This is a genomic window from Amycolatopsis acidicola, from assembly GCF_007713735.2.
GTDB classification, from domain to species: domain Bacteria; phylum Actinomycetota; class Actinomycetes; order Mycobacteriales; family Pseudonocardiaceae; genus Amycolatopsis_E; species Amycolatopsis_E acidicola.
Map to the genome: position 1 here is coordinate 21,420 of NZ_VMNW02000094.1, position 11,385 is coordinate 32,804.

The 11,385-nt window shown below is 68.9% G+C and carries 11 protein-coding genes; 4 read left to right on the plus strand and 7 right to left on the minus strand.

What is annotated here, in order from left to right; translation table 11 throughout:
- The first annotated feature begins 61 nt into the window (after nucleotides 1-61).
- Nucleotides 62-1,363 (plus strand): amidohydrolase family protein, encoded by a 1,302-nt coding sequence (locus tag FPZ12_RS37930; RefSeq protein ID WP_144753963.1) that lies wholly within the window; start codon nucleotides 62-64, stop codon nucleotides 1,361-1,363.
- Here the strand turns inward: FPZ12_RS37930 and FPZ12_RS37935 are convergent.
- Nucleotides 1,360-2,049 (minus strand): SDR family oxidoreductase, encoded by a 690-nt coding sequence (locus tag FPZ12_RS37935; protein ID WP_144753960.1) that lies wholly within the window; start codon nucleotides 2,047-2,049, stop codon nucleotides 1,360-1,362. The genes FPZ12_RS37930 and FPZ12_RS37935 overlap by 4 nt on opposite strands.
- A gap of 55 nt (nucleotides 2,050-2,104) precedes the next feature.
- Between FPZ12_RS37935 and FPZ12_RS37940 the strand changes: the two genes are divergently transcribed.
- Nucleotides 2,105-3,448 carry an MFS transporter gene (locus FPZ12_RS37940; RefSeq protein WP_144753957.1) on the plus strand — a complete coding sequence of 448 codons (1,344 nt, stop codon included), beginning with the start codon at nucleotides 2,105-2,107 and terminating at the stop codon, nucleotides 3,446-3,448.
- On the opposite strand, the gene FPZ12_RS37945 is transcribed toward FPZ12_RS37940, so the two are convergent.
- The 3 genes from FPZ12_RS37945 to FPZ12_RS37955 all read right to left on the minus strand — a co-directional run bounded on the left by FPZ12_RS37945 (nucleotide 3,407) and on the right by FPZ12_RS37955 (nucleotide 7,106).
- The gene (locus FPZ12_RS37945; protein WP_144753954.1) at nucleotides 3,407-5,419 is read right to left on the minus strand and encodes a PhoX family protein; all 2,013 of its coding nucleotides are present in this window, start codon (nucleotides 5,417-5,419) and stop codon (nucleotides 3,407-3,409) included. The two genes, FPZ12_RS37940 and FPZ12_RS37945, sit on opposite strands and share 42 nt — an antisense overlap.
- 84 nt (nucleotides 5,420-5,503) lie before the next feature.
- Nucleotides 5,504-6,724 (minus strand): MFS transporter, encoded by a 1,221-nt coding sequence (locus tag FPZ12_RS37950; RefSeq protein WP_144753951.1) that lies wholly within the window; start codon nucleotides 6,722-6,724, stop codon nucleotides 5,504-5,506.
- Nucleotides 6,714-7,106, minus strand: coding sequence for a MarR family winged helix-turn-helix transcriptional regulator (locus tag FPZ12_RS37955; RefSeq protein ID WP_424923686.1), 393 nt, complete (start codon nucleotides 7,104-7,106; stop codon nucleotides 6,714-6,716). Before FPZ12_RS37955 ends, FPZ12_RS37950 begins: the two co-directional genes overlap by 11 nt.
- A 129-nt stretch (nucleotides 7,107-7,235) precedes the next feature.
- On the opposite strand from FPZ12_RS37955, the gene FPZ12_RS37960 reads away from it, so the two are divergent.
- Nucleotides 7,236-7,874, plus strand: coding sequence for an HAD family hydrolase (locus FPZ12_RS37960; RefSeq protein WP_144753945.1), 639 nt, complete (start codon nucleotides 7,236-7,238; stop codon nucleotides 7,872-7,874).
- Here the strand turns inward: FPZ12_RS37960 and FPZ12_RS37965 are convergent.
- The 3 genes from FPZ12_RS37965 to FPZ12_RS37975 form a co-directional block, all read right to left on the minus strand.
- Complete coding sequence (locus FPZ12_RS37965; RefSeq protein WP_144753942.1) at nucleotides 7,868-8,518, minus strand: TetR/AcrR family transcriptional regulator; 651 nt, start codon at nucleotides 8,516-8,518, stop codon at nucleotides 7,868-7,870. The two genes, FPZ12_RS37960 and FPZ12_RS37965, sit on opposite strands and share 7 nt — an antisense overlap.
- A 158-nt stretch (nucleotides 8,519-8,676) precedes the next feature.
- Nucleotides 8,677-9,768, minus strand: coding sequence for an inositol-3-phosphate synthase (locus FPZ12_RS37970; RefSeq protein WP_144754026.1), 1,092 nt, complete (start codon nucleotides 9,766-9,768; stop codon nucleotides 8,677-8,679).
- 58 nt (nucleotides 9,769-9,826) lie between these two features.
- Nucleotides 9,827-10,384, minus strand: a complete 558-nt coding sequence (locus tag FPZ12_RS37975) for a PadR family transcriptional regulator (protein ID WP_144753939.1) — start codon at nucleotides 10,382-10,384, stop codon at nucleotides 9,827-9,829.
- A 224-nt stretch (nucleotides 10,385-10,608) separates the two neighbouring features.
- Here FPZ12_RS37975 and FPZ12_RS37980 point away from each other — a divergent pair, with 224 nt between their 5' ends.
- Nucleotides 10,609-11,007: a DUF5318 family protein gene (locus FPZ12_RS37980; RefSeq protein WP_144753936.1), complete on the plus strand. Its 399-nt coding sequence runs from the start codon at nucleotides 10,609-10,611 to the stop codon at nucleotides 11,005-11,007.
- Nucleotides 11,008-11,385 lie beyond the last annotated feature (378 nt).

Below are 11,385 nucleotides of genomic sequence, written 5' to 3' on the forward strand. Positions count from 1 at the left end.
GCGCGCAGCGCGTCCGTTGAGGGCGGTGGTGGGCGAGGGGCTGGCCTCCTAAGATCGGCCAATGCCACGTCGTTACACCGCCCCTGTCGTCCTGCCCTGTGACCCGGCCTGTTCGGTCATCCGCGACGGAGCGGTCGACGTCGGCGACGACGGCCGGATCACCTACGTCGGCCCGGCCGCGGCGGAGTTCGACGGCCCGGTCACGGCGCTGTCCGGGATTCTGTTGCCGGGCTTGGTGAACGCGCACGCGCACACCCCGATGACCCTGCTCCGCGGGATGGGCGGCGATCTGCCGCTGCTGCGCTGGCTGCGCGAGATCATCTGGCCCGCCGAGGCGAAGCTGCGCGCGGAGGACGTGCGGAACGGGATGTTGCTCGGTTCGCTGGAGATGCTCTCGCGCGGGGTGACGACCAGCGCCGAGATGTACTTCCACGCCGAGGAAATGGCCGACGCGGTGCTGACCACCGGCGCCCGCGCGGTGCTCGGCGGGCCGATCATGGACCTGCCAGGGCTGGACTGGCGGCAGATGATCGCCGCCGCGGAACGCTGGATCGACGCGGACGGGCTGCGTTTCGGCCCGGGAGAACGGATCGAGCTGTCCTTCGCCGCGCACTCCGCGTACATGCTTCCGCCGGAAGCGCTCCGGCTCACGGCCGAAGCCGCCGCCGCGCGCGGAGCCCTCGTGCAGATTCACGTCGCCGAAGCCGCGAACGAGGACGAGCAGCAGCGGGCGGAGTTCGGGTCCGTGCCGAAGCTGCTCGAACAAGCCGGGATGCTGGACGGCCGCGTGCTCGCCGCGCACGCGATCCATCTGTCCGACGAGGACATCGCGTTGTTCGCCGCGCACGGCGTCGGAGTGGCGCATTGCCCTGGCTCGAACGGAAAACTCGCTTCGGGCATCGCGCGGCTGACGGACCTGCGTGCCGCGTCGGTGCCGGTCGGGCTCGGCACCGACGGGCCTGCCAGCAACGACGACCTCGACCTGTGGGAGGAGATCCGGCTCGCCGCGATGTTCGCCCGTTTGTCCACAAAGGACTCCGCGGCGCTGAGCGGGCCCGCCGCGCTGCTGCTGGCCACCCGTGGCGGCGCGGAAGCCTTGGGGCGCAACGACATCGGCGCGTTGGAGGCCGGCCGCTGGGCCGACTTCGTGCACATCGAGCCCGACGACTTCACGCTCGCGCTCGGCCTCGACGTGCCGGACGAGCAGTTACTGGCGAACCTGGTGTGGGCCACCGGTTCCCGTCAGGTGCGGGACGTGTGGGTGGCCGGAGACCAGGTGCTCGCCGAGGGCGAATCGACGCGCGCGGACAGCGCGAAAGTGCGTGCCGCCGCAAAGGAATCGGCGGCACGCATCCGCGGCTAGCGCTGCCTGGGCCGGATGATGATCTCGGTCGGGTGGGCCTCCGGCGTGGCGGACACGGCGGAGAGCACCGCTTCCGCGACGGAGTCCGGGCGCAGGTAGTTCTCCGGCTGGTACTCGCGGCCTTCGTGCGCGATGACGCCCCGCTGCATCTCTGTGTCCGTGCGGCCGGGGTACACCGTCGTGACGCGGAGGCCGTTGGGCTCCTCCTCGGCCCGGAGCGCGTCGGCGAAGGCGCGGACGGCGTGCTTGCTCGCGGCATACGCGCCCCAGCCCGGGTTCGCGTTGCGGCCCGCGCCCGAGTTGATCACCACCACGTGCCCTCGCGCGGCGCGCAACGCGGGCAGCAGGAGCCTCGTCAACTCGACCACCGCGATCACGTTGGCCTCGTACTGGCGGCGCCACGAATCGGCGTCGGTCTCCTCGACGCGGCCCAGCTCGGCCACGCCGGCCGAATGCACCAGCACGTCCAGCCTGTCGATCTCCGCCGTTGCCTCGCGCACGGCGGCGAAGTCGGTCAGGTCCACCGGCCACGGCCGCGCGCCCGGCAGCTCTTCGGCACGCCGCGCCAGCACGTCGGCGTCACGGCCGCCGAGCAGCACCTGGTGACCGGGCATGAGCACGTGCGCGATGGCCGCCCCGATGCCGCGCGAGGCGCCGGTGACCAGAGCGAGTGGGGTTTCCGACATGGTCCAACGGTAAATCGTTCTTGACTCACCACGCCCGGTGGCCTGGGATCTGTTCATGTCGATGAGGACCGCCGCACCCGGCAACCGCGTACTGGCCAAGGTGGCCGTGCGGGTGATGCCGTTCCTGGCCCTGCTGTACTTCGTGAACTACCTGGACCGGGTGAACATCGGGTTCGCGGGCCCGAACGGGATGAACAAGGAGCTCGGGCTCACCTCCACCGCGTTCGGGTTCGCCTCGGGCATCTTCTTCCTCGGGTACCTGATCCTCGAGGTGCCGAGCAACCTCGCGCTGCACCGCTTCGGCGCCCGGCGCTGGCTGGCCCGGATCATGATCACCTGGGGGATCCTGGCCACGATCCTGGCCTTCGTGCCGAACGCGACCACGCTGGTCATCCTGCGATTCCTGCTCGGCGTGGCCGAGGCGGGCTTCTTCCCCGGCATCATCCTGTACCTGACGTACTGGTTCCCCGCCGCGCAGCGCGCGAAGGCGGTGGCGCTGTTCATGGCCGCGGTGCCGGTCTCCTCCGCCATCGGCTCCACGGTGTCGAGCCTGCTGATCGCGCACGGCGGCGGCATCCTCGGCATGTCCGGCTGGCGGTTCATGTTCCTCGTCGAGGGCATCCCGGCGATCCTGCTGGCCTTCGTGACCTGGTTCTACCTGACCGACCGGCCGGAGAAGGCCAAGTGGCTGACCGACGAAGAACGGAAGTGGCTGACCAGCGAGCTCGACGCCGAGCGCCAGGCGACCGAGGCCGCGCACCACTGGCCGCTGCGCAAGGCGCTCACCCACCCGCGGATTCTGGCGCTGGCGTTCGTGTACTTCGCGATCGCCTACGGCTTGTACGCGCTGGGCTTCTTCCTGCCGACGATCATCGCCGGGTTCGGCGCCGAGTTCGGCACCAAGCTGACCGTGATCCAGTCCGGCCTGGTCAACGCGATCCCCTACGTGATCGGCGCGGTGGTGATGGTGTTCTGGGCGCGCCACGGCGACCGCACCGGGGAGCGCAAATGGCATACGGCGCTGCCGATGCTGGTCGGCGGGATCGCGATCCCGATCGCGCTCTACCTCGGAAACCCTTACGCCGCAATGGTCGCGGTGACGATCTGCGCCGTCGGCGTGTGCTGCGCGCTGCCGACGTTCTGGGCGCTGCCCTCGAACTTCCTGGCCGGCGCGGCGGCCGCGGGCGGGATCGCACTGATCAACTCGCTGGGCAACATCTCCGGATTCGCCGCGCCGTACGTCACCGGCTGGCTGCGCGACCTGACCGGCACCCAGCGCACGGGTTTGTGGGTCGTCGGCGCCTGCATGGTCGCCGGTGCCCTCGTCGCCCTCGCGCTGGGTGCCAAGCCGCGTGCCTCAGCCGCGCCAGACCGAAGCGACGGCCGGGCGGGCGAGTGAGTTCCCGCCGTCGGGCCAGTGCGAGGTCGGCGCGGTCGGCGTGCCGTTCTCACCGGGGTGCTGCACGGCGACCACGACGAAGTCACCGGTCACCACCGGACCGCAGGTCTCCGCGCCGTAGGGCACGGTGAGGAACTGCTTGACGTGGCCGCGTTCGGGGCCTTCGACGGGCACCGAGAACAGGCCGTCGTTGGAGCCGAGCGTGTTGCCGTCGGTGGAGATCCAGAGGTTGCCGTACGGGTCGAAGGCCACGTTGTCCGGGCAGGAAATCGGGCTGACCTGGTCCTTCGGGAAGCCGCCGAAATAGGTGTCGGCCGTGGCCGGGTCACCGCAGACCAGGAGCAGCCGCCAGGAGAACTTCGTCGAGGCGGCGTCGCCGTGGTCCTCCTCCCACTCCAGCACGTGCCCGTTCTTGTTGCCGTTGCGCGGGTTCACCTCGTCGACGCCGGCCTTGCCGGCGGCGCCGCGGTCGGTGTTGTTGGTCAGCGCGGCGTAGATGCGGCCGTTGACCGGGTTCGGCTCGATGTCCTCGGGGCGGTCCATCTTCGTGGCGCCCGCCTTGTCCGCGGCGAGCCGGGTGAAGACGTACACCTCCTCCGCGGTGAAACCGTCCACAAAGGACTTGTCGCCGCTGGCGAGCGCGATCCACTCGCCGGTGCCGTCGAATTCGCCGTCGGCGGGGAGTTTGCCGGTGCCGTCGATCTCGGCTGCCGGGCTGTCGCCCTTGAACTTGGCGACGTAGAGCGTGCCCTCGTCGAGCAGCGCGGAGTTGTGGCGTCGCGCGAGCGAACTGGTGCCCGGCTTGTACTTGCCCTTGGAGACGAACTTGTAGATGTAGTCGAAGCGCTCGTCGTCACCGGAGTACACGACGACCCGGCCGTCGCGCGCGATCTTCACGTTCGCGGCCTCGTGCTTGAACCGGCCCAGCGCGGTGTGCTTCACCGGCGTCGAGTCCGGGTCGTTCGGGTCGATCTCGACGACCCAGCCGAACCGGTTGGGCTCGTTGGGCTCCTGCGCCACGTCCCAGCGCTTGTCGAAGCGTTCCCACTTCCGCGTGCTCGTGCCGGTGCCGATGGCGTAGCGCTTGAGCCGCGCCTGCGTCGTCGGGTCGGTGACCTTGTCGGAGTTGGCGAAGTACTGGTGGAAGTTCTCCTCGCCGGAAAGCACGGTGCCCCAAGGGGTCACGCCGCCCGAGCAGTTGTTCTGCGTGCCGCGCACGCGCTTGCCGCTCGCGTCGGCGGAGGTCTTCAGGTACTTCGAGCCCGCGGCCGGGCCGCGCACCTCGAACTCGGTGTCGAGCGTGATCCGCCGGTTGTACCGGCTCGACACGGCCTCGAGCCCGCCGCCGCGGCGCTTCTCCACCTGCACCACGGAAAGCCCATGCGCGGCCCAAGCGATCTTTACCTGCTCTTCGGTCGGGTTGTTCGCGTCGTACGTGCCGGCCGGGAACATCTGGACCTCGGTGGTGTACTCGTGGTTGACCACCATGAGCCACCGGTCGCGGCCGTTCTCGATCAGGCCGACGAAGTCGTTGTTGTAGCCGAACTGCTTGGCCTGCGCGGCCGCGGTCTGCTTGGCCGGGTCGAACTTCGGCGCCCCGCCGACCACCGGGTCGCCCCAGCGGATCACCACGTTCTGCTGGTGGCCCTTGGCGACCACGAGCGCGTCCTGGGTGTTGGGCGCGACCGGCTCGAAGTCGGTACCGGGCACGGGACGGCCGGGGCTCGCGGCGAGCGCCGGGACGGCGGCGGCCGCAGTACCGGAGAGCGCGGCGAAGCCACCCGCCGCCGCGGCCATCACCGCACCGGCCTTGAAAGCGCCGCGCCGGGAGAGCACTCCCTTGGCGACGTCGCCGAAGTACTCGTTGTCCGACGTGTTCGGCGCCTCGTGAGCACATGCGTTGCCGCAGCGGTATTCACAGGTCAGCGCGGATCTCCCGCCGGAATGCGCGAACAAAGGTAGAGACAGCACCGGGCCTCCATCACTCAGTCAGGGGAACGCCCGTGACGTTAAGCAACGAAGGCCAGGTGATGCCAAACAGTAGGTAAACGGTGTCTAAAGCTCCTCGCCGACGAGCACTGCTTCCTGCGGGACCTCGTGCGAATCCGGCTTGCCGCGCTGTTTCACCAGCAGCAAGCCACCGGCGATCACGCACAGCACCGCGGCCACGACGAACGGGGCCTGCTGCGAGCCGAGCCAGGTCGCGATGTGCCCGACCAGGGTCGCGGCGAGGGCGCCGCCGAGCCACCGGCAGAAGTTGTAGCCCGCGCTGGCCACCGGCCGCGGCGCGTCGCTGATCGACATCGCGGTGCCGGTGAACAAGGTGTTGAGCAGTCCGGAAATCAGCCCCGAAACGATCACGCCGACGACGATCACCGGCTTGCTCGGCACCGCGAGCACAGCCATCAGCACGGCGTAGCCGAACACCGAAACGGCCGTCGCGTGCTGCTCACCGAGCTTGCCCGCGAGCTTCGGCGCGAGCGCCACACCGGCGATCGCCACGCACAGACCCCAGCCGCAGAAGATCAGGCCGACCGCGACCGAGCTCCAGCCGAGCACGAACGGGGTCCAGGCCAGCACGGTGAAGAACGCGGCGGTGTAGAGCGCCGAACCGATCGAAGTGCGCAGCAGGCCGGGGTGCCCGAGCGCGCGGATCGGGTCGGAGATGCGGATCTTCGGCCGTTCCTCGTGCGCGTCCTTCTTCAGGAAGACCGAGCAGAGCACGAGCGCCGCCGCCATCAGCACGGCCGTGCCGACGAACGGGCCACGCCAGGAGATGCTGCCGAGCAGGGCACCGAGCAACGGGCCCACGGCGAGGCCGACACCGAGCGCGGCTTCGTAAAGCAGGATCGCGCCCTTCTGCCCGCCCGTCGCGGCACCGACGATCACGGAAAGCGCTGTCGCGATGAAGAAAGCGTTGCCGAGGCCCCACACCGCGCGAAGTGCGACGAGCTGGGTGATCGTGGCGGCCGCCGCACAGAGCGCGGTGGCGACGACGATCAGGACCAGGCCGGTGAGCACCGTGCGTTTGGGGCCGAACCGCGCGCTTGCCGCGCCGGTGACCAGCATGGCGATCACCTGCACCCCGAGGTAAGAGGAGAACAGCAGGGTCACCTGGGAAGCCGAGGCGTGCAGGCCGTCCGCGATGGACAGCAGGATCGGATCGACCAGACCGATGCCCATGAAAGCGATGACCGCCGCGAAAGCGGTGATCCACACCTGTTTGGGCTGGCCCTTGAGAGCATCCAAAAGGCTCCCGTGTTGGTTAGTGCTCATCCAGCAGTTCCTCCTTCTTCGCCGGATCGATGAGCCGTCTCAGGGCCGGCAGCGCGGCTTCGATGGCCGCGCGGTCGGTCGGATCCAGAGCGGTCAGGCGCTCCCGCAGGAACTCCTCGCGTGCGAGCACGAGCTCGCCGATGTACTGCTTGCCGGTCTCGGTGGCCGCGACCAGTACCGCCCGGCGGTCATCGGGATCGGGTGTCCTCGTGACCAGCCCGAGCCGTTCCAGCCTGCGCACCAGGTCCGTCATGGACGGCTGGCGCACGCGCTCGAGGTCGGCGAGCACGCTCATCCGCCGTGCGCCGTTCTGCACCAGCTCCGAGAGCACCGACCCCTGGGTGAGGGTCAGCCGGTGCTGCGGCGTGAGGCGGCGAACCATGTAGTACAGGCGGAAGAACAGCGGGCGCAGTTCGTGCGCGAGTTCGGCGACTCCGGATTTCACTTAGCTATACTAAGCTTTTTTACTTAGCCTGTCGAAGTAACTCCGGACACAGGTACCGTTCCGGGCATGGACGCGGTGGTTTTCGATCTCGACGGGGTACTGGTCGACTCCGAGCAGACCTGGGACGAAGTGCGGCGCGCCGTCGTCGCCGGACAGGGCGGACGCTGGACGGACGAGGCGACGCGCGCCATGCAGGGGATGAGCACCCCGGAGTGGGCGCGATACCTGGTCGGCGAGCTGGGCGTCCCGCTGACCCCGGAGCACGTCGCCGAGGTCGTGATCGACGAGATGGCGAAACGGTACGCGGGCGGCCCACCGGTGCTGCCCGGCGCGGAGGAAACAGTGCGCGCGGTCGCGGAGCGGTACCCGGTCGCAATAGCCAGCTCCTCACCACCGGTGTTGATCAAGGCCTTCCTGGAGGCGACGAACCTGACCGGGGTCGTGCGCATCGCGGTGTCCAGCGAGCAGGTCGACGCGGGCAAGCCGGCGCCCGACGTGTACCTCAAGGCGACCGAACTCCTTGGCGTACAAGCGAAAGACTGCGCCGCCGTCGAAGACACCACGAACGGTTTGAAGGCCGCGCTGGCCGCCGGGATGTCCGTCTACGCGGTACCGAACCCGCATTTCCCACCGGACCCGGCGGTGCTCGAACAAGTCACCGCGGTACTGGGCGACATCGGCGAGTTGCCAGAAAAGCTTCAATAGCCCCGTTCCGAAGCACGCAGCCTCGTCACGGGTGGCGGCTCGACGCCCGCGAGCGTGCCCTTCGGCTCAGGCAGGTCGTACATCCGGTACAGCCACTGGCGAACCGGCTCGACCGGGTACTGCGGGCCGTAGACCGCCGCCTTGTAGACCACGCCCTCCAGCACGCTGCGCAGCATGATCTCCTCGACCGCCGGATCCGCCGCGCCGCGCTCGGTGAACAGCTCGCGCAGGCTGTCCTCGATCCGCACGAGCCGTTCGTCCTTGCGGGCCTCGACTTCGGCGAAGATCGGGTGCGTCGACGGCTGCACCACCAGCGCGAGTATCACGCCCTGCACCGGCAAGTTGTTCAGCAGACCCGAAAGCACCCCGTCGATGATCCCGGCGAGCCGCTCGTCCGCGGTGCCCGGAATGTCGATGATCGCGGCGACGCCGTCGAGGTACGCGTCGAGCAGTTCGTCGACCAGCAGGTGCTTGTTCGGGAAGTAATAGGAGGCGAGCCCCCTGGAAACCCCGGCGCGCTTGGTGATCTCGGTGATCGTGGCCCCGTTGTAGCCCTTCTCCGCGAACACCGCCAACGCGGCGGCGAGGATCTTCTGCCGGGACTCCTCGCGCATCTCCTTGTTGGCATCGGCGGAACGGGGCACTGCTCTCCTCACTCAAACCGGCGCTCGCCGGCAGACCCCCTCTATTCTGCCTGCCGGTGAGCGCCGGAACCCCGCTTCGGTGTTGACTGTACGTACATCCAGTCGAAAGAGTGGCCGGTATCCCCCGGCCAGGGGAGGCCGGAGGACGAACCGGGGACTCAGCGTTCGACTTCGCCCTTGATGAAGGCTTCGACCGAGTCACGCGCCTGCGAGTCGTTGTACTGCACCGGCGGCGACTTCATGAAGTACGAGGACGCCGAGAGCAGCGGGCCACCGATGCCGCGGTCGAGCGCGATCTTCGCGGCGCGCACGGCGTCGATGATGATGCCCGCCGAGTTAGGCGAGTCCCACACCTCGAGCTTGTACTCCATGTTCAGCGGCACGTCACCGAAGGCGCGGCCCTCGAGCCGGACGTAGGCCCACTTGCGGTCGTCGAGCCACTGCACGTAGTCCGACGGGCCCACGTGCACGTTCGCCTTGCCCATGTCGCGGTCGACCTGCGAGGTGACCGACTGGGTCTTGGAGACCTTCTTGGACTCCAGGCGCTCGAGCTCCTTCATGTTCTTGAAGTCCATGTTGCCGCCGACGTTGAGCTGCATCGTGCGGTCGAGCTGGACTCCGCGGTCCTCGAACAGCTTGGCCAGCACGCGGTGCGTGATGGTGGCGCCGACCTGGGACTTGATGTCGTCCCCGACGATCGGGATGCCCGCGTCGGTGAACTTCTGCGCCCATTCCGGGTTGGAGGCGATGAACACCGGGATGGCGTTCACGAAGGCCACGCCGGCGTCGATCGCGGCCTGCGCGTAGAACTTCTGCGCCTCGTCGGAACCCACGGGCAGGTAGGAGACGAGCACGTCGGTGCCGGACTCGCGCAGCGCGGCGACGATGTCGACCGGCGTCTCGTCGGACTCCTCGATGGTCTCCTGGTAGAAGCGGCCGAGCCCGTCGAGGGTGTGGCCGCGCTGCACCGGCACGCCGAGCGGCGGCACGTCGGTGATCTTGATGGTGTTGTTCTCGCTGGCGAGGATGGCCTCCGACAGGTCGTGCCCCACCTTCTTCGCGTCCACGTCGAACGCGGCGACGAACTCCACGTCGCGCACGTGGTAGGGGCCGAACCGCACATGCATCAGCCCGGGCACACGCGATGCCGGATCGGCGTCGGCGTAGTAGTGCACCCCCTGCACCAGCGATGCCGCGCAGTTGCCGACGCCAACGATGGCCACCTTCACGCGGCCGCTGTTGTCGCCCATGCCGGTTTCTCCTTCACTCGTCTGCTTCATCAGGTCAGTGTTTTCACGACGGCGGCCGCTATTTCTGCAGGCCGCGCTGTTCGGCTTGTTCGTGCGCGATCAGCTCGTTGAGCCAGCGCACTTCGCGTTCGCTGCTTTCCAGCCCGAGACGGTGCAGCTCGCGGGTGTAGCGGTCGATCTTCTCCTCGGCTCGTGCCATGGCGGCGCGAAGCCCTTCGCGCCGCTCCTCGACCCGGCGCCGTCGTCCTTCCAGGATCCGCATCCTGACGTCGGCCGGAGTACGGGAGAAGAACGCCAGGTGTACTCCGAAACCTTCGTCGTCCCAGGTCTGGGGACCGGCGTCACCCAGCAGCTGGGCGAAGTGCTCTTTACCCTCGGCAGTGAGCTTGTACACCCGCCGTGCACGCCGGACCCTGGCCCGTGGCTGGGCCTGCTCACCGCCCTCATCGGCTTCTTCGACGATGAAGCCGGCCCGCTGCAACCGGCGCAACGTCGGGTACAGCGAACCGTAGGAGAACGTGCGGAACATGCCGAGCGTGTCGTGCAGACGTTTGCGCAGCACGTAACCGTGCATCGGCGCCTCGTGCAGCAGCCCGAGTATCGCGAACTCCAACACGGTGCACCCCCTCTCGGGCAGCAAACGACCTCACATCGGCAACCTAACGCCTGAGTATATCGCGTCGATACATCGAAGTGGCGTAGCTAACGCGAGCCCGCCTCCTGGGCGTGCGACGAAGTTCACCGGAGAGTTATCGAATCTTCGGCGTGTCCTCCGCCACGGCGAGATCATTACGCAGAACAGCTCATGGCGGTCGGACGGCGGACCCGTACTCTGTCACCGTGCAAAACCAGCGACAGGTAGTGGACTACGCCCTGCGGCGCCGAGCGCTGCTGGCGAACGTTCGTGCTGGTCGCGTGGGCACGAAGGACGTTTGCGACGCCGACCCCTATCTGCTCCGGGCGGCGAAGTTCCACGGCGAACCCGGCGAGGACCCGTGCCCGGTCTGCCGCAAGGAGACCGTGACGCTGGTCTCGTGGGTCTTCGGCGACGAGCTGCGCCACGTCGCCGGATCGGCCCGCACGCAGGACGAACTCGCCCGGATGGAGCAACTCTTCGGCGAGTTCAACGTCCATGTAGTGGAGGTGTGCCGCCTCTGCCGCTGGAACCACCTGGTGCGGTCATACGTCCTGGGGACGGGCACCCCCCGCGGTCGCTCGAAGAGGAGCGCGGGACAGTGACCCGAGAGGCAGGCGTGCAGCTCGACGACCGCAGAACGGCGTACCCCGAACCGCCGGTCTGGGAGGCTCATTCGTGAACGACGAGTACAACCGCTCCTGGCCAGGCCAGGAGCCTGATGAACCCCGTCGCGCCCCATGGCCGACCGGGGACGAACCGCGCTGGCCGGGCGAACAGCCGCCGCCGCGCGGGCCGTCACCGCAGTGGCCCCGCGAAGGAGGGCAGCAACCGCCCCGGACTCCCGGCGGCGGCCAGCGGCGCGTGCCGCCGCCCCCGCCCGGCGCGCCCGGCGGTCCCCCCGGATCCGGCAGGGTTCCCCCGCCTCCCGGCAGGCGTCCCGGCCCGCCGCCCGGCGGCCCCGCTCGTGGCCCGCAGGGTCC